We start from the raw sequence: 21,899 nt of genomic DNA, 5'->3' as shown, positions 1-21,899 counted from the left end.
GTATAAATACTTGTTATTTAGAAGAATTATGATAGAATAAATTTATAAGGTAGTCATCTGAAGTGTTCGTAATAAGCTTTTTATATTTTGACCTAACACTTTTGATCAAGGGAGCCTAATTGGTTTTCTTAATAGCGCATACGCCTCGTAAGGAGGACATGCAAAATAAGAAACAGGGCACCCACCTGTATATAGCAGGCCAAAATGATCTAGCACTTAATATTACGGCACAATTGGATTCTATCGGTACGCAAGACTTTATGTCTTGCGTATTTTTGTGTAAAGGAGTAAATAATGATGAAGCATCAATTTTCAAGAAATGAATTAGCGATTGGTAAAGAAGGCTTAGATTTATTAAAAAGTAAAACAGTAGTTGTCCTAGGTGTAGGCGGTGTAGGTTCATTTGCTGCTGAAGCATTAGCGAGAACTAATATTGGTCATATCATATTAATAGATAAAGATGATGTAGATATCACAAATGTAAATAGACAATTACATGCTTTAACAACAACAATTGGTCAATCAAAAGTAGATTTAATGGAAGAGCGTATTAAATTAATTAATCCTGATTGTAAAGTCACTTCATTGCATATGTTCTATACTGAAGAAACTTACGAAGCTTTATTTAATGAATACGGCATTGATTATTTTGTAGATGCTAGTGATACAATCATGTATAAAGTTCATCTTATGAAAGAATGTTTAGAAAGAGGTATCGATGTTATCTCAAGTATGGGTGCTGCAAACAAAACAGACCCTACTAAATTTGAAATAGCTGATATTTCTAAAACACATACAGATCCTATGGCAAAAATAATACGTCTAAAATTAAGAAAAATGGGTATTCATAAAGGTATTAATGTTGTATTTAGTGATGAAAGTCCTATTATGATAAGAGAAGATGTAAAAGAAGTTGTAGGCGATAAAAACGCAAAAGTTAGAAAGGCGCAAATGCCACCATCATCTAATGCTTTTGTACCAAGCGTTGTTGGGTTAATTTGTGCAAGCTATGTTGTGAATGATATTTTGAAAGATATCCCAGTAAAAAGAATCAAAGATAAATAGCTAGCAGCTTTGATAATAAAAAATGAGACTGGATACGTCCAGCCTCATTTTTTTAAGTTGCGATATATTTCTGCTAATTTTTGTTCAGATTTAGATGTAAGCTTAGGTTGATAATATTGTTTGCCTTTTAAAGTATCAGGTAAATATTGTTGTTCTACATATCCGTTTTCATAATTATGTGGGTATTTATAACCAATTGCATTTCCTAATTCTTTTGCACCTTGATAGTGTCCATCTTTCAAATGTTTCGGAACTAAACCAGCTTTACCTTTTCTAATGTCTGAAAGAGCTTCATCAATAGATACAATTGCTGAATTAGATTTAGGTGATAAACAAAGTTCGATGACTGCTTGGCTTAAAGGTATACGGGCTTCTGGAAAGCCAAGTCGTTCACTCGCTTCAATAGCAGATAATGTTCTAGCTGCAGCACCCGGAGAAGCTAAACCGATGTCTTCATAGCTAATCACAAGAAGGCGTCTTGCAATAGTTGGCAAATCTCCCGCTTCAATTAATCTAGCTAAATAATGTAGCGCTGCGTCGACATCACTACCTCTAATAGATTTTTGGAATGCACTCATAACATCATAATGTTGATCACCATCTTTATCGTGTTGGAAAGCGTTCTTTTGAATACAAACTTGCGCATCTTCAATTGTGACGTGACGTTTATCATCTTGAATATCAGCACTGAGTACAGCAAGTTCTAGCGCATTTAATGCACTTCTCACATCACCGTAACTTGCTTTTGCAAAATATTCTAACGCGTCTTTGTCTACAATAGGGGCATATGAGGCTAATCCATTTTCTTTATCTTCAATCGCTCTGTTTAAAGCAATTAAAATATCTTCTTCGTTTAGAGGATATAGTTCAAAAATTTGCGTTCTGCTTCGTATAGCTGGATTGATAGCATGGTATGGGTTTGACGTCGTTGCACCAATAAGTACAATTTTGCCTGATTCTAAATGAGGTAATAAGAAATCTTGTTTTGCCTTATCTAATCGATGAATTTCGTCTAGTAAAAGTATAACTTGTCCAGACATTTTGGCTTCTTCAACAACAAGTTGCATATCCTTTTTAGTGTTAGTGACAGCATTAAGTTGTCTAAATTTATATTGAGTACTCCCGGCGATAGCTTGGGCGATACTCGTTTTTCCAATTCCCGGAGGTCCATAAAAAATCATAGAAGTTAACTTTTTAGTGTTAACCATTCTTCTAATAATGGCTTTTGGACCGACTAAATGTTCTTGGCTTATAACATCATCTATCGTTTGAGGACGCATTCTATAAGCTAATGGTTCGTTTTTCATTTGGAATCAACCTTTCTAATTACTCAAAGTGTACAAAAAATGATAAAATGAATTAATAATATTTTTTTAGAAAATAAGAGGTGTAGTACATGAAAATTTCTACTAAAGGACGATATGGCTTAACACTTATGATATCGTTGACTAAGCGTTATGGTCAAGGATGTACATCTTTAAAGTCAATCGCTGAAGAAAATAATTTAAGTGATTTATATTTAGAACAATTAGTAGGACCACTACGTAATGCTGGTCTTATTAAAAGTGTAAGAGGTGCCAAAGGGGGCTATCAATTACAAAAAGCACCATCAGAAATTACGGCTGGTGATGTGATTAGATTGTTAGAAGGGCCAATTACACCTGTTGAAGGTATAGAAGACGAGCCACCTGCACAACAACAATTGTGGATTCGTATTAGAGATGCTGTAAAAGAAGTTCTAGATAATACAACACTAGAATACTTAGCAAATTATACAAATGAAGATGAACTAGAAGGATATATGTTCTATATCTAGTTCACAAATTAAATTGGATAGCAACCTTCAAGACGAGTATTGGAGATTGCTATCTTATTTTTTATTGCTTAACTGTATTGAATTCATGCCTAACTGCACAAAATATTCCGTTATTTTAACAGTTAAGCATGAATATGTGCTAAGTAGTGTAATATTCCCCTTCGATGTAACTTTCATATTAAGATAGTTGTACACTACAACAAAGGGGAGAGTATATGAAAAATTTAAAACGATACATATTAAGTGTAGTAGCAGTTTTATTATTAAGTTTCATAGCATTACCGTTTGAAGTTAACGCAAAGACAGATGGTCCGTCATCTAGAGTTATATTACCTAAAAATGATCGTACACAAATTACGAATACAACGTCTGCACATTATCAATCTATTGCATTCGCTGATATCGGAGGTACATCAATTGCATCAGGTGTTGTTGTCGGTAAAAATACCGTTCTTACAAATAAACACGTTGTAGATGCTACTAATGGTGATGCTTCTGTATTAAAATTCTCACCAGGAGCAAATGGCGATGGGAATTTCCCAGCTGGTACATTTACAGCAACTGATTATAAAGTAGCGCCAGGCGGTGAAGATTTAGCAGTTGTTACAGTCGGTAAAAATAGTAATGGTCAATCTATTGGTGACGCTGTTCAAGCAGCAACAATCGCTGATACATCTTCAGTTAAAAAAGGAGATGACATTACGGTAACAGGTTATCCAGGAGATAAACCTATCGCGACATTATGGGAAAGTAAAGGTAATGTATTATCTGCTTCAGGTAGTGACGTATCTTACGACTTAAGTACTTATGGTGGTAATTCAGGTTCACCAATCTTTAATTCAAATAGCCAAGTTATTGGTTTACATTATGGTGGCGTACCAGATAGCCATAACAGTGGCGTGCTTTTTAACAGAAGTGTTCAACAATTTATACAAAGTAATTTAAAATAAAAAAACGATCATAAAGTGATAAGTTATCACTTTATGATCGTTTTTTTATGCTTCCCCGTATACATCATCTACAATTTTCTTGAATGATTCATATGATTGATATTGTTTATCTAAATCATAAATATAGCTTACCGCCATAATTTCATCGACATTGTATTTCTTTTGGAAATCTATCAATTGTTGTTTTACAGTTTCTTCACTACCTATGAAAGAAGTGTTTGTTTTAGATTGTGCCATATATTTTTCCTGTGGAGACCAAATGTTTTCAAGTTGATCAGTAGGTGGTTGTAATGGCATGCGCGCATTTCTTACAATGCTTAAAAACATTAAGTGCATTGTTGAAGATAAATATGTCGCTTCTTCGTCAGTTTTCCCGACAATAACATTTAAACAAACGGCCATATAAGGTTCATTTAAATATTCTGATGGCTCAAATAAGTCTCTATATGTTTCGATTGCTTGAGACATTTGATCTGGTGCAAAGTGTGCTGCAAAGACGTATGGTAAACCTAATCGAGCAGCTAAATGTGCAGAGTCCGTTGAAGAACCTAACACATAAATCGGAATGTTTGTATCTACACCTGGATATGGTCTTACATATGATTGTTGTTCTTCAGGACCAAAATATTGTAGTAATTGTTTAATATCATCACCAAAAGTATATACACCTTTATGTGAATCTCTTCTTAGTGCAGAAGCGGTCATCATATCCGTACCTGGTGCTCGCCCTAAGCCAAGATTTAATCTATTTGGAAACATTGTAGCCATTGTTCCAAATTGCTCAGCAACAATAAGAGGTGCATGGTTAGGCAACATGATGCCGCCAGAACCTACTTGAATAGACTCTGTATGTTCAAGTGTATGTTGAATGAGTAAAGCAGTTGCAGAACTCACTAAATTTGGTGCATTATGATGTTCAGCAATCCAATAACGTTCATAGCCTAATTTTTCTACATTTTGAGCGAGTGATACCATATTCTTAATGGCATCTTGCTCCGTTTCACCTTTTCTAAGTGGAACTAGATTTAATGCAGAAACTGGGAATTTTGATTTCATTTTGTGACGCTCCTTACATAATTATATATTGGAAGTATATCAACTGTATTTATGTTGTACTATTTAATTGCTCAACAACATTTGACTATTGTGTTACTAAAAGTTATAATAAATGCAAATTTACAGAGAGGTGGCATCAATATTAGGCATGGATATCCAATAATTTTTTGCGCTAATAGAAAATAACGTAAAAAAAACCATTGTGTTGCACAATGATGATTGGATAAGTATGTCTATAATATGATGTTGCCGTTACAAACTGAGAATAGTGTAATGGTGCGTCTTCATGTGTAATACATGGGTAGAGGAGGCTACATTATGCTATTTTTATTTGAAGAAAAAGCATTAGAAGTTGAACGTAAAGTATTAATACCCGAGTTGACTTTTTCAATAGAGGACCATGAACATTTAGCAATCGTTGGTGTTAATGGTGTTGGAAAATCAACATTATTAAAAGTCATTCATCAAGATCAATCAGTTGATTCAGCGATGATGGAACAAGATTTAACACCTTATTATGATTGGACTGTTATGGATTATATAATTGAATCATATCCTGAAATCGCAAAGATTAGATTGCAACTTAATCATACAGATATGATTAATAAATATATTGAATTAGATGGGTACATTATAGAAGGTGAAATCGTAACAGAAGCAAAAAAGCTCGGAATAAAAGAGGAACAACTAGAACAGAAAATTTCTACTTTAAGTGGTGGAGAACAGACAAAAGTATCATTTTTAAAAGTGAAAATGTCTAAGGCATCATTACTATTAATCGATGAACCAACAAACCACATGGATTTAGAAATGAAGGAATGGTTGACGAAAGCTTTTAAACAAGAACAACGTGCTATATTATTTGTATCCCATGACCGAACATTTTTAAATGAAACGCCAGATGCTATATTAGAATTGAGTCTTGATGGGGCTAAGAAGTATATCGGTAAATACGATAAATACAAACAACAAAAAGATATAGAGCATGAAACATTAAAGCTACAGTATGAAAAACAACAAAAAGAACAAGCGGCCATTGAAGAAACGATTAAAAAATATAAAGAATGGTATCAAAAAGCAGAACAAAGTGCTTCTGTGAGAAGCCCATATCAACAAAAACAATTAAGTAAGTTAGCGAAACGGTTTAAATCAAAAGAACAACAATTAAATCGTAAACTTGATCAAGAGAATATGGCTAACCCACATAAAAAAGAGAAAACTTTCTCAATACAACATCATAATTTTAAATCACATTATTTATTTCAATTTAATCATGTTTCGTTTGCTTATGATAACCGAAAAATATTCGATGATGTATCATTCTATATTAAGCGAAATCAAAATGTTATTGTTGAAGGCAGAAATGGTACAGGTAAATCAACTTTAATCAAATTGATACTCGGTGAACTCGAGCCAACTAAAGGTGATATAACTGTTCATCCAGAATTAGAAATTGGATATTTCTCTCAAGATTTTGAGAATTTAAATATGCATCATACTGTCTTAGACGAAATATTAGAAATTCCTGAAATGAAAGAAGCAGATGCAAGAACCATATTAGCAAGCTTTTATTTTGATAAAGATAGGATAAATGATGTTGTTGAAACACTATCGATGGGTGAAAAATGTAGGTTACAATTTGTAAAATTATATTTTTCAAATCCTCATATTATGATATTAGATGAGCCAACAAACTATTTCGATATTGGCATGCAAGAAAAAATCATTCAATTAATACAATCATTTCAAGGTTCGGTCCTTATTGTATCTCATGATGATTATTTTAAATCACAAATTAAAGATCAAATATGGACGATAAAAAAACATCAAATGACGCATGAAAATGTTCAAGTCAAAGATCCAATTAATACAGAATCTATGAAACATCAATTAAAAGAATTAGAACAATATACAGATGAAAGAAATCGTGAAACAGAGTTCTAGTCTTTTCATAAAAATGGTGCTAGAATAGGTACATTGAAAACTAAGAAAGGACGTTCAACATGAAAGTATATGCAGATTATGCAGCAACTACTCCAGTTAAGCCCGTTGTAACTGAAAAAATAACAGAAATATTATCTGAACACTTTGGTAACCCGTCATCTATTCATTCAATAGGGAGAGACGGTAGAAAGTATTTAGATCAATCAAGACGAGAGATTGCTACATTATTAGGTGCGAGTCCTCAAGAAGTTATTTTTACTAGTGGGGCAACAGAGTCTAATAATACAGCAATAAAAGGTATAGCACGAAAACGAAAACATATAGGTCAACATATTATAACGAGTAGAATAGAGCATCATTCTGTATTGCATGTCTTTGAAGAACTTGAACGTGAAGGTTTCGATGTTTCGTATATAGATGTAAATTCAGAAGGTATTGTCGATATTGATACTCTGAGACAAGCAATTCGACCTGATACGACATTAGTGTCAATTATGTTAGTGAATAATGAAGTCGGCACAGTTCAACCTATGTATGATATTGCAGAAGTCATAGAAAATACGGATATCGTATTTCATGTTGATGCTGTTCAAGCTATCGGTCATATGCCAATTGAATTCGATGAAATGCCAGTTGATTTGTTAAGTATAACTGCGCATAAATTTGGCGGGCCAAAAGGAATAGGTGCATTGTTGGTTAAACAAGGTGTTCAGTTCGAAACGTTTATACAAGGTGGCGAACAAGAAGTAAAGCGAAGAGCGGGTACAGAGAATGTTCCATATATATGTGGTATGGCAACAGCACTGAAAGACGCTTATGAACACATGAATGAAAGTAATATCCATTTAATGAACTTGAAAGAAAAGCTCATAGTAGGCTTGCAACAACGTGCAATTCCGTTTGAATTGAATGGTAGTATGACAGATACGACTGGTCATATCACAAATTTATATTTCCCATTTATTGAAGTTGAAACGATGTTAACGTTACTTGATATGGCAAATATATATGTTTCAAGTGGATCAGCATGTACAGCCGGTTCAACATTACCATCACACGTACTAGAGGCGATGTTTGGTGAAGATAATAGAGTGAATCAATCTGTAAGATTTAGTTTCAGCTCATTAACGACTGAAGAAGAAATTAATTATATCGTAAGTACGATAATGAAAATATACCAACAATTTAAGGAGGAAGAAAATGAATAATCAATCTACCCGCGTTGTCGTTGGGATGAGCGGGGGCGTAGATAGCTCGGTAACTGCACATATATTAAAAGAACAAGGTTATGATGTAGTTGGAATTTTTATGAAAAATTGGGATGACACAGATGAAAATGGTGTATGTACAGCTACTGAAGACTATAATGATGTCATTGAAGTATGTAACCAATTAGATATACCTTATTATGCAGTTAACTTTGAACAAGAATATTGGGATAAAGTATTTACGTATTTCTTAGACGAATATAAAAAAGGTAGAACACCTAACCCAGATGTAATGTGTAATAAAGAAATTAAATTTAAAGCATTTTTAAATCATGCACTTAAACTTGGTGCGGACTATGTTGCTACAGGTCATTATGCACGTGTCAATCGTGATGGTGATAAAGTGGAAATGCTACGTGGTGTAGATAACAACAAAGACCAAACTTATTTCTTGAATCAACTTACAAAAGATCAATTGTCTAAAGTGATGTTCCCAATTGGTGAGTTAGAAAAAAGTGAAGTAAGAAGAATTGCTGAAGAACAAAACTTAGCAACTGCTAAAAAGAAAGACTCTACTGGTATTTGTTTTATTGGTGAGAAAAACTTTAAAACATTCTTATCTCAATACTTACCTGCTCAAAATGGTAAAATGCAAACATTAGACGGTGTTGACATGGGTGAACATAGTGGCTTAATGTATTATACAATTGGGCAAAGACATGGTCTTGGTATAGGTGGAGACGGAGATCCTTGGTTTGTAGTTGGTAAAAACTTAAAAGAAAACATTCTATATGTTGAACAAGGTTTCCACCACGAAGCATTATATAGTGACTATTTAATCGCTTCTGATATTTCATTTGTAAATGATCTTGATTTTTCACAACCGGTGAAATGTTCAGCGAAATTTAGATATAGACAAAAAGATACACAAGTAACTGTAGAAAAAATTTCTGACAATCAAATTAAAGTGATATTTGACGAACCAGTGCGTGCAATTACACCTGGTCAAGCTGTCGTATTATATGACGGTGAAGTTTGTTTAGGTGGCGCAACAATCGATGAAGTTTATAAAACAGAAAAGCAATTAGATTATATGGTATAAAATATATAGACTGAGATAAATTTATGTCTCAGTCTATTTTTATTTTTGTTATAATAGCAAGTAATGATATTTAAAGGAGTCACAACATGCATAGTGAAGAACAAATTGTTAAATTAATTCAAAATAAAAAATTCGACGAAGCATTGTCCCATTTATTTGAAAATATAGAAGAAGATCCGAAAGAAGTAACCAATTATATCAATGCAGGGACAATATTAGCAGAAGCAAATGATATTGAAAGAGCTGAGAAATTCTTTCAAAAGGCCATTACTATAAACGAAAGTCATGGTGGTGCTTATTATAGTCTTGCAAATTTATACTACAACCAACAGCGTTTTGAAGAAGCAATTAAGTTATATCAACATGCGATAAAAAGAGAGCTTAATGATGCTGATACTAATTTTATGTTAGGAATGAGTTTCAACGAATTAGGTGCGTATACTGAAGCTTTGCCGTATTTAATGAGAGCTCATGAGCTAAATGAAGATGATGTAGAAATTGGATTCCAATACGGATTAACATTATGCCAATTAGAAATGTTTGATGAGGCCATTGTGCAACTTGAAAAAGTATTAGAAAAAGATTCAAAACATGTAGACGCATTATACAATTTAGGTTTGGCTAAATATATGAAAAATGAAAATGCTGAAGAAGCGCTTGTTTATTTTAGAAAAGCGGTCCACATTCAACCAGATCATTTATTAAGTGGTCATGCTATCAACATGTTTGAACAATTATTAGAAGAGGAGGACTAACATTGGAAAACTTATCTTTATTTGATCTTTCACATGTTAAAGGTGAAGTTATTAGAATTCTTTTTCAAAACAGTGATAACTATTATACCGTTATTAAAGTCGATGTGATGGATTCAAATGAAGATTTTGATCAAGAAGTCACAATTGTTGGTTACTTACCTCAAATAGTTGAAGGAGAAACGTACCTTTTCAAAGGTAAAGTGACAAACCATCCGAAATACGGTAAACAACTACAAGCCGAAACATTTGAAAAAGAATTACCACAAACAAAACAAGGTGTTATCCATTACTTATCGAGTGATTTATTTAAAGGTATTGGTAAGAAAACAGCAGAAACAATCGTGGACAAACTAGGTGAAGATGCACTTCAGAAAATTATAGATGACCCAGATGTCCTTAAAGAAATACCTAAACTCAACAAGCAAAAAAGAGATACGATTGCAGAATCAATACGTGAGAATCAAGCCATTGAACGTATTATGATTAAACTTAATGAACTTGGTTTCGGTCCAAAACTTGCGATGGCTATTTATCAATTTTATAAAGAAGAAACACTTAATATTATTAAACAATCTCCATATCGTTTGGTGATGGATATAAATGGTATAGGGTTTCAAAGAGCTGACCAAATAGCCGAACAAGTTGGAATTTCAAAAGATCATCATGATCGACTTGTAGCGGGTGTCAGTTACTTTTTAGACCAGCAATCATTACAAAATGGCCACACATTTTTACCTGTTGATATATTGGTTAACGGTGCATATGAATTGTTAAATCATAATCAACCTGAAGTTGTAAATAAAGATCAGATTAATGGTGTCATTATAGAAATGAGTGAGGAAAATAAACTTATTATCGAAAATGATAATTGTTTTTTACCTTCACTTTATTATTCAGAAGCGAAAAGTGTGCAAATCATTCATAGACTTTATCAACATCAAGATGAACTTAAAGAAATTGAGAAAAGTGATCTTCAATTACACATTGGTCAAATTGAAGATATGAATGATGTTTCATATGCAGATGGACAAAAATTAGCGTTAGAAACAGCCATTAATCATAAAATGATGCTTTTAACAGGTGGACCTGGAACAGGTAAGACAACAGTTATTCGAGGCATTTGTGAGTTGTATTCTGAAATACATGGTGTGAGTTTAAATTATGATGATTATCAAGAAGGAACAGACTTTCCAATTGTATTAGCAGCACCGACTGGTCGAGCAGCAAAACGTTTAAGTGAATCAACAGGACTAGAAGCGATGACGATTCATAGATTAATTGGTTGGAGTAAAGATACGCAACCGGATGATGTGTTAGATAATGATATTCATGCCCATTTAATCATTCTAGATGAAATGTCTATGGTAGATACATGGTTAATGTATCAATTTTTAAGAGCAGTCCCTGACTATGCCCAAATCATATTTGTAGGTGATGAAGATCAATTACCATCAGTTGGTCCAGGTCAGATTTTTAAAGATTTAATTGATTCTAAAGTGATACCGAGAGTGAACTTAACAGAAGTTTATAGACAACAAGAAGGATCATCCATCATAGACTTGGCGCATAAAATAAAAAATGGATTGCCTGTTTCTATCAATGAAAAACATCACGACCGCTCATTTATTCCGTGCAGTAGTAATCAAATTGCGACAGTCGTAGAAAAGGTTGTACAAGGTGCGGTTAATAAAGGTTATAATATGCAAGATATTCAAGTGCTAGCCCCAATATATCGTGGACCAGCTGGTATTAATAAATTGAATGAATTATTGCAAGATATATTAAATCCGAAAGATAAAGATACAAGATTCCTTCAATATGGAGATGTTGAATATCGTGAAAATGATAAAGTACTTCAACTTATAAATCGTCCAGATGATAATGTATTTAATGGTGATATTGGTGTAGTAACAGGTGTTTATAAAGCAGAAGAAAATGCACTTGGTAAAGATGTTGTCATTGTGGATTATGAAGGGAATGACATAACATACACTAAACAAGATTTATCAGAAATTACACATGCTTATTGCTGTTCAATTCATAAATCACAAGGCTCGGAATTCCCAATAGTCATCATGCCTATCGTCAGACAATACTTTAGAATGTTACAAAAAAACATTCTATATACTGGACTAACACGTGCGAAACAGTCACTTGTCGTGTGCGGTGAAGAGCAAGCCTTTAACCAAGGTATCCAAACACTAGGTCATGAGAGAATGACATCGTTTGATACGAAATTAAAAATGTATTTCGATACTGATGTTGAAACGGATACTGAGTCTGAAACAGAAACTATACAAACGAAACATATTATTTTAACTGAAGATAATATGTTTGAAATCGATCCGATGATTAATATGAATGATAAATCGCCATATGATTTTATGAAATAATTGACATCTAAAAATCGAGTGATTATAATCAAATAGAATACAAAAAAGAAACCGAGTAAATAATTAATTGTTTTAGAGACATGTTGGTTGGTGAGAAACATGACAATGATTATTGAACGCTACTTCTTTTATAAAATTTTAATAAACTTAAAGTGATGACTTATAGTCATAACTAGGGTGGTACCGCGATACGTTCGTCCCTTTTTTAGGGGATGGGCGTTTTTTTATTTTAATTGAGGAGTGAAGACAATGAAAAAATTAAAAGCTAGTGAAATCAGACAAATGTATATTGACTTTTTTGTTGAAAAAGGACATATGGTTGAACCATCTGCACCTTTAGTGCCGATTGATGACGATACTTTATTATGGATAAACTCAGGTGTTGCGACATTAAAAAAATATTTTGATGGTCGAGAAATCCCTAAAAATCCTAAAATTGTAAATGCTCAAAAAGCAATTAGAACAAATGATATTGAAAATGTTGGTTTTACTGCAAGACACCATACATTCTTTGAAATGTTAGGAAACTTTTCAATTGGTGATTACTTTAAACGTGAAGCAATTGAATATGCTTGGGAATTTTTAACGAGTGATAAATGGATGGCAATGGATCCAGAAAAATTATATGTAACGATTCATCCTGAAGATACGGAAGCATATGATTTATGGCATGACTTGATTGGACTTGAAGAAAGTAGAATTATTAGAATCGAAGGTAACTTCTGGGATATCGGTGAAGGACCATCTGGACCTAACACTGAAATATTCTACGACAGAGGCGACACATATGGGAAAGAAGATCCAGCTGAAGAAATGTATCCAGGTGGAGAAAATGAACGTTATTTAGAAGTGTGGAATTTAGTATTTAGTGAATTTAACCATAACGCTGACCATACTTATACACCACTTCCAAATCAAAATATTGATACAGGCATGGGTCTTGAGCGTATGACATCTATTTCTCAAGATGTGCCAACGAACTATGATACAGACTTATTTATTCCAATTATCGAACAAGTCGAAGCGGTTAGTGGATTAAAATACTTAGAGAATAAAGAACAAGATATCGCATTTAAAGTTATTTCAGACCATATTAGAACAATCAGTTTTGCGATTGGTGACGGTGCGTTACCTGCAAATGAAGGTAGAGGATACGTACTAAGAAGGTTACTTAGAAGAGCTGTTCGTTTTAGTCAAACACTTAATATTAACGAACCATTCTTATATAAATTAGTTGATATCGTAGCAGATATTATGGAACCTTATTACCCAAATGTAAAAGCACAAAGTGATTTCATTAAAAAAGTTGTAAAATCTGAAGAAGAACGTTTCCATGAAACACTTGAAGAAGGTTTAGCAATTTTAAACACAATGATGGTATCAGCTAAGCAGCAAGGTAATGTATTATCTGGATCAGATGCATTTAAATTATATGATACGTATGGTTTCCCAATCGAGCTAACTGAAGAAATCACTGCACAAGAAGGCATTACAATTGACAATAAAGGTTTTGAACATGAAATGCATCAACAACGTGAAAGAGCGAGAGCTGCACGTCAAAAGACGCAATCAATGCAAGTTCAAAATGAAGTGCTTGGCAGCATCAATACACCAAGTAAATTCGTTGGCTATGACGTAACAGAAGCACAAACAGAAATTACAGATATTATATTTAATGGTGAATTAGTTGATGAAGTTGAAAGTGGAGAAAACATCCAATTTATTTTAAGAGAAACACCATTTTATGCAGTATCAGGTGGTCAAGTAGCGGATAAAGGTATAATTCGTCATGATCAATTTGAAATTGAAGTGACAGAAGTTATAAAAGCACCTAATGGTCAAAATTTACATGCTGGACATGTGACATTTGGACAAGTTCATGTTGGTGAAACTGTAGAAGCTATTGTTAATAAAGATGATCGTAAATCAATTATCAAAAACCACTCAGCAACTCACTTATTACATGCAGCTTTAAAAGAAGTTTTAGGTACGCATGTTAATCAAGCCGGTTCATTAGTTGAAAGTGATAGATTACGATTTGACTTCTCACACTTTGGCCAAGTTACACAAGAAGAATTAGAAACAATCGAAAAAATTGTTAACGAAAAAATTTGGCAAAACATTCCTGTAGTAATCGAAGAAATGCCAATAGAACAAGCTAAAGAAAAAGGCGCTATGGCATTATTCGGAGAAAAATATGGTGATGTTGTAAGAGTTGTTGAAATGTCATCATACTCAATTGAGTTATGTGGTGGTATACACGTACGTAACACAAGTGAAATTGGTATCTTCAAAATTGTTTCAGAATCAGGTACAGGTGCAGGTGTTCGAAGAATCGAAGCTGTAACAGGTAGAAAAGCATATGAAACATTAAAAGAAACTGAAACAATCCTTAAAGATGTTATGCAACATGTCAAAATTAAGGACCAAGCAAGAACAATTGAAAAAATCGAACAAATTCAACAACATAATAAAGACTTAGAAAAAGAAGTTCAACAAAAGAACAAAACAATTACTGAATTAAAATCAGGTAATATTGAAGATAGTGTTGAAGAAATTAATGGCATTAAAGTACTTTCACAATTAGTTGAAGCTGAAAATCCAAAAGTATTAAGATCCATCATGGATGATTATAAATCTAAAATGCAAGATACAGTTCTATTATTAGCTAGTGTCAATGGAGATAAAGTTTCACTAGTTTCTTCAGTACCAAAAGATTTAACGGATAAAGTTAAAGCTGGAGACATTATTAGAGAAGCTGCTCAAATTACAAACGGTAAAGGTGGCGGTCGCCCTGATATGGCTCAAGGCGGCGGAACAGATCCATCTAAAGTAACAGAAGCATTACAGTTTGTTAAAGACTACATTAAAACGCTATAATTTTACGTGTAATTAGAATATGATATAATTAATATTAAGTTAATGGAGTTAGGGAGTGTAAATAAAGATGAATAATTTTGATAAAACTATGAAATTTAACTATGATGATTTTCCAAAAGAAAATGTCAAAACAGTACTACAAAATGTTTATCGAACTTTAGAAGAAAGAGGCTATAATCCAGTAAATCAAATAGTCGGTTATTTACTTTCTGGCGATCCAGCTTATATACCTAGACACAACGAAGCAAGAAATCAAATAAGACGTTTAGATAGAGATGATATTATGGAAGAGCTTGTATCACACTATTTAAAGCAAGAAAATGAATTCAATGCTTAAAAACAGGATAATAGGTTTAGACGTTGGTAGTAAAACAATAGGTGTAGCTGTAAGTGATGCGATGGGTTGGACAGCTCAAGGTATAGATACACTCCGCATTAACGAAGAAAACGAAGATTTTGGAATTGATCAACTTTTAATAATCATTGATGAATATGATGTTGATACTGTCATTATAGGATTGCCAAAAAATATGAACAATTCTATTGGTCCTCGCGGAGAGGCATCCATTCAATTCAAAGATTTACTTCAACAAGAAAGACCAGAATTAAAAATGGTAATGTGGGATGAAAGACTAAGTACAGTTGGTGCTGAACGCACATTATTAGAAGCAGATGTTTCTCGAAAGAAAAGAAAAAAAGTAATAGACAAAATGGCAGCTGTATTTATATTACAGGGTTACCTAGATTCTATTAAATAATTGATGAGGAGAATGAATAATGACTGAACATAATCACGAAGGACATTTAGAAATTAACAATGAGGAAGAATTATTAACATTAATAGACGAAAATAATAATGAAGTCTTATACCGTAAAGTATTAGAATTCTATCACCCAGAATTCAAAAAAGAATACATCATCTTAGCTGAAGAAGGTACAGCAGATGATGAAGAAATCGAATTAATACCAATGATCAATGAAGCTAATGACGACGGTGAAGGTGGTAAATTATTACCAGTTGAAACTGACGAAGAGTGGGATATGATTGAAGAAATCGTTAATACTGAAATGGACGATGTTTAAAATTTAATATGTAATAGTACACTTTACCCCTAATGTGATATAATCATTAGGGGTATTTATTTTACATAAGGAGTTACATATGGAAAAAAATAGTATATATAAAGATGCGAGATTATTATCTAAGTATATTAGTTTAACAATCATAAGCATCCTCTTTTTATTACTTATATTAATTACTTTAATAGGCTTAATTGTAGTAGGTATTAATGTGAAACCTGTTAACGCCGATAGCAATGAGCAAGTTATTGTCAATGTTAATCCAAACACAAATACTGAAATGTTAAGCCAAGAGTTATCCGATAAAAAAATAATTAGAAATGCTACTATTTTCAAATATTATTTGAAACTCAATAATATTTCTAGTTTTCAAGCTGGGGAATATAAGTTTTCTCCTTCAATGTCACCTAGAGATATTGCGAAAAGTTTAGAAACTGGCAAAGTATATTTAAAAACAGCAGTACAATATGATATAAAAGAAGGTTCGAATATAGAATTAATTGCAGGTATTTTAGAAGAGAATACTTCTATTAGTCGCGAAAGCTTTTTGAAGAAAATGAGAGATCAAGATTTTGTGAAAAAATATCAAAAAAAATATCCCGATATGTTAACGGACGAAGTATTAAATAAAAACTTAAGATACCCATTAGAAGGGTATTTAGCACCAAGTACGTATCAGTTTTCAAAAAAAGATGTGACGATTGATGACGTTACAAATGAAATGTTGAATGAAACATACCATACAACTTATAAAATATATAAAGAAAACGGTGGCTTTAAATATACGACTAACTATGAAGAAAAGAAGATTACTTTCCATGAGTATTTAACATTATCATCTATTGTAGAATCAGAAATGAAAAACGTGACAGATAAATCGAGATATATTTCATTGCTTTTAAACAGAATTGAAAACAATCCACAAATTGCTTTGAATTCTGATGCGACAGTAAGATATGCGAATAAAAAAGAGACAACTGAAGCATTATCAGATAAAGATTATAAAAATGATTCAAAATATAACACATATGCACATAAAGGATTACCTATAGGTCCAATATGTAATATATCTGATGAAACAGCTAGAACAACAGTTAACCCTCCAGAAACAGATTATTTTTACTATACAACAACCAAAAAGGGTAAAATATTATTTGCAGAGAACTTAAAAGAACAGGAAAAGAATCGAGATAAATAATATAACAAGAGTCTGGGACATAATGTAATGTTTCAGTCTCTTTTAGCATTTTGGCAGTAGCTGACTGAATCCGAAATGCGCTTGTAACAAGCTTTTTTCAACTCTAGTCATCCTTGCCGGGGCGGGACTACGAAATCTTTTTATACAAATTAGATTTCTGTCTCGCTCCCTTGTTTATATATATACTTACTTTTTATTCGAAAATATGGTAAAATATCTAATGTTTATGAAATCATATTGTAGATATGACTGATACATACTAACTAGTCAGGAGACTAGTTGGGTTTTTTATTATATTCGAGTGTAAGGAAGTAATGACATGGAAAAAGATATAGAATATATCGAACAATTGTTGTTTCAAAATTCATCAAATATCGATGAATTAAGGCATTATGCTGAACAATATAATGTTCCAATAATGGATAAAATCTCCACAGAGTTTGTAAAACAATTAATTAGAATTAAAGATGTGAAAAGTATTCTAGAGATTGGAACGGCAATTGGATATAGCGCGATGCATTTTGCTTCATGTGATCCGAGTATTAATGTGTGGACGATTGAAAGAAAAGAAGAAATGTATGAACAAGCTATTTCAAATATTAAAGACTTTGGTTATGAAAGCCAAATAAATGTTATCTTTTCCGATGCATTAGAAGCTTTTGAATTATTACCAACCGACCAGTCATTTGATATGATTTTTATTGATGCTGCTAAAGCACAATCACAAAAGTTTTTTGAACTTTATGAACCACTGCTTAAAGATGACGGCATCATTATTACAGACAATATTTTATACCATGGTTTTGTAAGTGATATAGAAATTGTCAGAAACAGAAACGTCAAACAAATGGTTAAAAAAGTTCAAAAATATAATGATTGGTTAATGAATCATGACAAATATAAAACGACATTGATAAATATTGGTGATGGAATGGCCATTTCTAAAAAGGAGAAATTGTAATGACAGAATTACTCGTGACACCTAAGTCCGTTGAACATATTGAACAATTAATCAAATTAGGTGCTGATGCATTTGTCATTGGTGAAGAAAAATTTGGATTAAGACTTGCTGGTGAATTTAAAGAGCCAGAACTTCGTGAAGCTATTAAGCTAATCCATGATCATGGTAAAAAAGCATACGTAGCGGTAAATGGTATTTTCCATAATGAACATATTGATGATTTGGAGTCTTATATAGATCTGTTACATGAGTTAAAAGCAGATAGAATAATTTTTGGCGATCCAGCAGTCGTTATGGCAATGAAAAATCGTGAGAATCCTATACCTTTAAATTGGAATGCTGAAACAATCGTGACAAATCATTTTCAATGTAATTATTGGGGTGATAGAGGTTCAGCTAGAGCGGTGTTGGCTCGTGAGTTAAGTATTGAAGAAGTACTAGAAATTAAAGGAAAAAGTAATGTCGAAATAGAAGTTCAAGTACACGGCATGACTTGTATGTTCCAGTCTAAAAGAAAGTTACTTGGTAATTACTTTATGTATCAAGATAAAGTCATGAAAATTGAAAACCGTAAAGAAAATAAAGACATGCTTTTATATGATGAAGAAAGAAGTAATAAATATCCAATTTATGAAGATTATAATGGTACCCACATTATGAGTCCGAATGATATTTGCTTAATCGAAGACTTAGAGGACTTACTAGAAGCACAAATTGATGCGTTTAAGATAGATGGCGTCCTTCAAACAGAAGAATATATTAATATCGCGACTGAGCAATATAGACAAGCGATCGACTTATATAACGAAGATCCAGAGTTATATGAAGATGAAAAATTTATGTTAGTAGAACCAATTGAAGAGGTTCAAAAAGATCATCGTCCAATGGATCAAGGATTTATGTTCAAACAAACAGTTTATTAAGTTATATTAAAGGAATGATATATATGAAAGTTCTAGAACCTATTGGCGCAAGTCGTCAAACAAAGATAAAAAAACCAGAACTTCTAGCGCCTGCAGGGAATTTAGAAAAACTCAAAATTGCTGTTCATTATGGCGCGGATGCAGTGTTCCTTGGTGGACAAGAATATGGTTTAAGGTCAAATGCTGATAACTTTACGATGGAAGAAATAAAAGAAGGCGTCCAGTTTGCAGCAAAATATGGCGCAAAAATTTATGTCACAACAAATATTTTTGCACATGATGAAAATATACCTGGTTTAGAAGCATATTTAAAAAATCTAAATGAAACGGGTGCGCACGGTATTATAGTTGCCGACCCACTTATTATAGAAACATGTAAACGTGTTGCACCTAATTTAGAAATTCATTTAAGTACACAGCAATCTTTATCAAATTACCGTGCAGTTCAATATTGGAAAGAAGAGGGACTTGAGAGAGTCGTTCTAGCTCGTGAAACGAGTGCTGAAGAAATGCGCGAAATGAAAGAAAAAGTTGATATCGAAATTGAAACGTTTATACACGGTGCAATGTGTATTGCATATTCTGGTAGATGTACATTAAGTAATCACATGACAGCAAGAGACTCAAATAGAGGTGGTTGTTGCCAAAGTTGTAGATGGGATTATGATTTAATTTCAGTAGAAGAAGATGGAGAATTAGAGCCATATTTCGATGGTAATGAGATCACGCCTTTTGCAATGAGTCCAAAAGACTTGAAATTAATTGAATCTATACCTAAAATGATGGACATCGGTATAGATTCTCTAAAAATTGAAGGTCGTATGAAATCTATTCATTATATTGCTACCGTTGTATCTGTTTATCGCAAAGTAATTGATCGCTATGCTGAGGATCCAGAAAACTTTAAAATTGATCCTAGGTGGTTGATTGAATTAGATAAATGTGCGAATAGAGATACTGCGCCTGCGTTCTTCGAAGGAGTACCACATTACGAAGAACAAATGTTTGGACATGAATCAAATAAAAAAACACCTTTTGATTTTTGTGGTTTAGTGTTAGACTATGACGAAGTATCACAAATAGCTACCATCCAACAAAGAAATTATTTCAAACCAGGGCAAGAAATTGAATTTTTTGGACCTGAAATTGAAAACTTCACTCAAGTCATTGATAAGATATATGATGAAAATGGTGAAGAGCTTGACGCAGCCAGACATCCACTTCAAGTCATTCAAATAAAAGTGGATCGTCAGATTTATCCAAATAACATGATGAGAAAGGGAATCGTTTGATGGGAAAGACTACAATTATAGGTATTGCAGGGGGTTCTGGTTCAGGTAAGACTTCTGTAACATCCGAAATTATGAAAAATTTAGATGGATATAGTGTTGCATTAATAGAACAAGATTACTATTATAAAGATCAATCACATATGTCTTTTGAAGATAGATTGAAGACGAACTATGATCATCCATTTGCTTTCGATAATGAAAGATTGAAACAAGATTTAACAAGAATTAAAGATGGACATGCAATTGAAGTTCCTACGTATGATTATTCAAATCACACGAGAAGCGATAAAACGATTAGATTCGAACCTAAAGATGTTATTATACTTGAAGGCATATTCGCGCTTGAAAATGAAGATTTACGTAATTTAATGGATGTTAAGATTTATGTTGATACTGATGCTGATTTAAGAATTTTACGTCGTTTAACGAGAGACATTAAAGAAAGAGGACGTACGATGGAATCAGTAATTGATCAATACTTATCAGTTGTAAGACCGATGCATATCCAGTTTATTGAACCAACCAAGAAATATGCGGATATCATCATCCCTGAAGGTGGTAGTAATAAGGTAGCTATTGATATTATGACTACGAAAATTCAATCGTTAGTTAAAAATATTTAAATAATTTTAAAGTAAAGGAAGATGGAAGAATGGAAACACAAAAAGAATTTCCTATGACACAGGAAGGTTTTAACAAATTAGAAAAAGAACTTGAAGAATTAAAAACAGTTAAGCGACCAGAAGTCGTTGAAAAAATAAAAGTAGCACGTAGTTTCGGTGACTTATCTGAGAACTCTGAATATGATGCAGCTAAAGATGAGCAAGGTTTCATTGAACAAGAAATTCAAAAAATTGAAAACATGATTCGTCATGCTCAAATTATTGAAGATAATGGTTCAAAAAATGACGTGCAAATCGGTAGAACTGTAACATTTACTGAAATTCCAGGTAACGAAGAAGAAAGCTACAAAATTGTAGGTTCAGCAGAAGCAGATCCATTTGAAGGTAAAATTTCTAATGAGTCTCCAATTGCTAAAGCTTTAATTGGTAAAAAACTGAACGAAGAAGTGAATGTTCCATTACCAAATGGTAACGAAATGAAAGTTAAAATCGTAAAAATCGATTAATCGTATAATAATTTAATAGAAAAGCTGTAGAAACGTATGAAACAAACGTTTTTACAGCTTTTTTTTTATATATAAATCATGGTATTATGATAAAGTATAATTGATTTAATTATCTGATTATTAAAAGCGTTAACAAAGGGGTGGTAA

Annotated in this window: 20 protein-coding genes and 1 other RNA gene; 19 read left to right on the top strand and 2 right to left on the bottom strand. The window is 32.7% G+C overall.

What is annotated here, in order from left to right; all coding sequences use genetic code 11:
• Positions 1-51 precede the first annotated feature (51 nt).
• Positions 52-244: non-coding RNA, 6S RNA (gene ssrS, locus ACJTHF_RS03810), on the top strand.
• 53 nt (positions 245-297) lie between these two features.
• Complete coding sequence (locus ACJTHF_RS03805) at positions 298-1,065, top strand: ThiF family adenylyltransferase (protein WP_078355873.1); 768 nt, start codon at positions 298-300, stop codon at positions 1,063-1,065.
• A gap of 44 nt (positions 1,066-1,109) precedes the next feature.
• Here ACJTHF_RS03805 and ACJTHF_RS03800 read toward each other — a convergent pair whose 3' ends face one another.
• The gene (locus ACJTHF_RS03800) at positions 1,110-2,372 is read right to left on the bottom strand and encodes a replication-associated recombination protein A (RefSeq protein WP_048539654.1); all 1,263 of its coding nucleotides are present in this window, start codon (positions 2,370-2,372) and stop codon (positions 1,110-1,112) included.
• A gap of 89 nt (positions 2,373-2,461) precedes the next feature.
• On the opposite strand from ACJTHF_RS03800, the gene cymR reads away from it, so the two are divergent.
• On the top strand, positions 2,462-2,881 hold the full coding sequence (gene cymR, locus ACJTHF_RS03795) for a cysteine metabolism transcriptional regulator CymR (RefSeq protein WP_025904248.1): 420 nt from the start codon (positions 2,462-2,464) through the stop codon (positions 2,879-2,881).
• 215 nt (positions 2,882-3,096) lie between these two features.
• Complete coding sequence (locus tag ACJTHF_RS03790; protein WP_058592089.1) at positions 3,097-3,831, top strand: trypsin-like serine peptidase; 735 nt, start codon at positions 3,097-3,099, stop codon at positions 3,829-3,831.
• 45 nt (positions 3,832-3,876) lie between these two features.
• On the opposite strand, the gene ACJTHF_RS03785 is transcribed toward ACJTHF_RS03790, so the two are convergent.
• Positions 3,877-4,887 (bottom strand): LLM class flavin-dependent oxidoreductase, encoded by a 1,011-nt coding sequence (locus ACJTHF_RS03785; protein ID WP_078355872.1) that lies wholly within the window; start codon positions 4,885-4,887, stop codon positions 3,877-3,879.
• 318 nt (positions 4,888-5,205) lie between these two features.
• Here ACJTHF_RS03785 and sal(A) point away from each other — a divergent pair, with 318 nt between their 5' ends.
• The 15 genes from sal(A) (at position 5,206) to greA (ending at position 21,752) form a co-directional block, all read left to right on the top strand.
• Positions 5,206-6,831, top strand: a complete 1,626-nt coding sequence (sal(A), locus tag ACJTHF_RS03780; RefSeq protein WP_078355871.1) for an ABC-F type ribosomal protection protein Sal(A) — start codon at positions 5,206-5,208, stop codon at positions 6,829-6,831.
• Between the two features lie 59 nt (positions 6,832-6,890).
• Complete coding sequence (locus tag ACJTHF_RS03775; protein WP_078355870.1) at positions 6,891-8,039, top strand: cysteine desulfurase family protein; 1,149 nt, start codon at positions 6,891-6,893, stop codon at positions 8,037-8,039.
• Positions 8,032-9,141: a tRNA 2-thiouridine(34) synthase MnmA gene (gene mnmA, locus ACJTHF_RS03770; protein WP_048539659.1), complete on the top strand. Its 1,110-nt coding sequence runs from the start codon at positions 8,032-8,034 to the stop codon at positions 9,139-9,141. Before ACJTHF_RS03775 ends, mnmA begins: the two co-directional genes overlap by 8 nt.
• An 86-nt stretch (positions 9,142-9,227) precedes the next feature.
• Positions 9,228-9,896, top strand: coding sequence for a tetratricopeptide repeat protein (locus ACJTHF_RS03765; protein WP_078355869.1), 669 nt, complete (start codon positions 9,228-9,230; stop codon positions 9,894-9,896).
• Positions 9,897-9,898: 2 nt separating this feature from the next.
• Positions 9,899-12,289 (top strand): ATP-dependent RecD-like DNA helicase, encoded by a 2,391-nt coding sequence (locus ACJTHF_RS03760; protein ID WP_058592259.1) that lies wholly within the window; start codon positions 9,899-9,901, stop codon positions 12,287-12,289.
• 249 nt (positions 12,290-12,538) lie between these two features.
• Positions 12,539-15,169 (top strand): alanine--tRNA ligase, encoded by a 2,631-nt coding sequence (alaS, locus tag ACJTHF_RS03755; RefSeq protein ID WP_078355868.1) that lies wholly within the window; start codon positions 12,539-12,541, stop codon positions 15,167-15,169.
• 67 nt (positions 15,170-15,236) lie between these two features.
• A complete protein-coding gene (locus ACJTHF_RS03750) occupies positions 15,237-15,506 on the top strand; it encodes an IreB family regulatory phosphoprotein (protein WP_037588397.1) in 270 nt (89 codons plus the stop codon).
• A complete protein-coding gene (gene ruvX, locus ACJTHF_RS03745; protein ID WP_232157143.1) occupies positions 15,499-15,927 on the top strand; it encodes a Holliday junction resolvase RuvX in 429 nt (142 codons plus the stop codon). Before ACJTHF_RS03750 ends, ruvX begins: the two co-directional genes overlap by 8 nt.
• A 19-nt stretch (positions 15,928-15,946) precedes the next feature.
• On the top strand, positions 15,947-16,252 hold the full coding sequence (locus tag ACJTHF_RS03740; RefSeq protein WP_025904237.1) for a DUF1292 domain-containing protein: 306 nt from the start codon (positions 15,947-15,949) through the stop codon (positions 16,250-16,252).
• Positions 16,253-16,331: 79 nt separating this feature from the next.
• Positions 16,332-17,447 carry an endolytic transglycosylase MltG gene (gene mltG, locus ACJTHF_RS03735; RefSeq protein WP_078355867.1) on the top strand — a complete coding sequence of 372 codons (1,116 nt, stop codon included), beginning with the start codon at positions 16,332-16,334 and terminating at the stop codon, positions 17,445-17,447.
• 319 nt (positions 17,448-17,766) lie between these two features.
• Positions 17,767-18,408 carry an O-methyltransferase gene (locus ACJTHF_RS03730; RefSeq protein ID WP_048539664.1) on the top strand — a complete coding sequence of 214 codons (642 nt, stop codon included), beginning with the start codon at positions 17,767-17,769 and terminating at the stop codon, positions 18,406-18,408.
• A complete protein-coding gene (locus tag ACJTHF_RS03725) occupies positions 18,408-19,331 on the top strand; it encodes a peptidase U32 family protein (protein WP_078355866.1) in 924 nt (307 codons plus the stop codon). Before ACJTHF_RS03730 ends, ACJTHF_RS03725 begins: the two co-directional genes overlap by 1 nt.
• A 23-nt stretch (positions 19,332-19,354) precedes the next feature.
• The gene (locus ACJTHF_RS03720) at positions 19,355-20,623 is read left to right on the top strand and encodes a peptidase U32 family protein (protein ID WP_058592263.1); all 1,269 of its coding nucleotides are present in this window, start codon (positions 19,355-19,357) and stop codon (positions 20,621-20,623) included.
• Positions 20,623-21,246: a uridine kinase gene (gene udk / locus ACJTHF_RS03715; protein ID WP_025904232.1), complete on the top strand. Its 624-nt coding sequence runs from the start codon at positions 20,623-20,625 to the stop codon at positions 21,244-21,246. The genes ACJTHF_RS03720 and udk overlap by 1 nt, the downstream gene beginning before the upstream one ends.
• 29 nt (positions 21,247-21,275) lie before the next feature.
• Positions 21,276-21,752 (top strand): transcription elongation factor GreA, encoded by a 477-nt coding sequence (greA, locus tag ACJTHF_RS03710; RefSeq protein ID WP_025904231.1) that lies wholly within the window; start codon positions 21,276-21,278, stop codon positions 21,750-21,752.
• The last annotated feature ends 147 nt before the right edge of the window (positions 21,753-21,899 follow it).

This window comes from Mammaliicoccus sp. RAM2 (assembly GCF_045897195.1).
GTDB lineage: Bacteria > Bacillota > Bacilli > Staphylococcales > Staphylococcaceae > Mammaliicoccus > Mammaliicoccus sciuri.
Note: the sequence above shows the minus strand (reverse complement) of the source record. Positions and strands in the feature narration are given on the sequence as shown.

What these genes read in the sequence shown, in the direction of transcription:
- ruvX (WP_232157143.1), top strand. Translation starts at nt 15,499, where the DNA reads ATGCTTAAAAACAGGATAATAGGTTTAGACGTTGGTAGTAAAACAATA.
- alaS (WP_078355868.1), top strand. Translation starts at nt 12,539, where the DNA reads ATGAAAAAATTAAAAGCTAGTGAAATCAGACAAATGTATATTGACTTT.
- cymR (WP_025904248.1), top strand. Translation starts at nt 2,462, where the DNA reads ATGAAAATTTCTACTAAAGGACGATATGGCTTAACACTTATGATATCG.
- greA (WP_025904231.1), top strand. Translation starts at nt 21,276, where the DNA reads ATGGAAACACAAAAAGAATTTCCTATGACACAGGAAGGTTTTAACAAA.
- ACJTHF_RS03785 (WP_078355872.1), bottom strand. Translation starts at nt 4,887, where the DNA reads ATGAAATCAAAATTCCCAGTTTCTGCATTAAATCTAGTTCCACTTAGA.
- ACJTHF_RS03750 (WP_037588397.1), top strand. Translation starts at nt 15,237, where the DNA reads ATGAATAATTTTGATAAAACTATGAAATTTAACTATGATGATTTTCCA.
- ACJTHF_RS03775 (WP_078355870.1), top strand. Translation starts at nt 6,891, where the DNA reads ATGAAAGTATATGCAGATTATGCAGCAACTACTCCAGTTAAGCCCGTT.
- mltG (WP_078355867.1), top strand. Translation starts at nt 16,332, where the DNA reads ATGGAAAAAAATAGTATATATAAAGATGCGAGATTATTATCTAAGTAT.
- ACJTHF_RS03800 (WP_048539654.1), bottom strand. Translation starts at nt 2,372, where the DNA reads ATGAAAAACGAACCATTAGCTTATAGAATGCGTCCTCAAACGATAGAT.
- ACJTHF_RS03740 (WP_025904237.1), top strand. Translation starts at nt 15,947, where the DNA reads ATGACTGAACATAATCACGAAGGACATTTAGAAATTAACAATGAGGAA.
- ACJTHF_RS03725 (WP_078355866.1), top strand. Translation starts at nt 18,408, where the DNA reads ATGACAGAATTACTCGTGACACCTAAGTCCGTTGAACATATTGAACAA.
- ACJTHF_RS03730 (WP_048539664.1), top strand. Translation starts at nt 17,767, where the DNA reads ATGGAAAAAGATATAGAATATATCGAACAATTGTTGTTTCAAAATTCA.
- ACJTHF_RS03805 (WP_078355873.1), top strand. Translation starts at nt 298, where the DNA reads ATGAAGCATCAATTTTCAAGAAATGAATTAGCGATTGGTAAAGAAGGC.
- ACJTHF_RS03790 (WP_058592089.1), top strand. Translation starts at nt 3,097, where the DNA reads ATGAAAAATTTAAAACGATACATATTAAGTGTAGTAGCAGTTTTATTA.
- mnmA (WP_048539659.1), top strand. Translation starts at nt 8,032, where the DNA reads ATGAATAATCAATCTACCCGCGTTGTCGTTGGGATGAGCGGGGGCGTA.
- ACJTHF_RS03720 (WP_058592263.1), top strand. Translation starts at nt 19,355, where the DNA reads ATGAAAGTTCTAGAACCTATTGGCGCAAGTCGTCAAACAAAGATAAAA.
- ACJTHF_RS03765 (WP_078355869.1), top strand. Translation starts at nt 9,228, where the DNA reads ATGCATAGTGAAGAACAAATTGTTAAATTAATTCAAAATAAAAAATTC.
- udk (WP_025904232.1), top strand. Translation starts at nt 20,623, where the DNA reads ATGGGAAAGACTACAATTATAGGTATTGCAGGGGGTTCTGGTTCAGGT.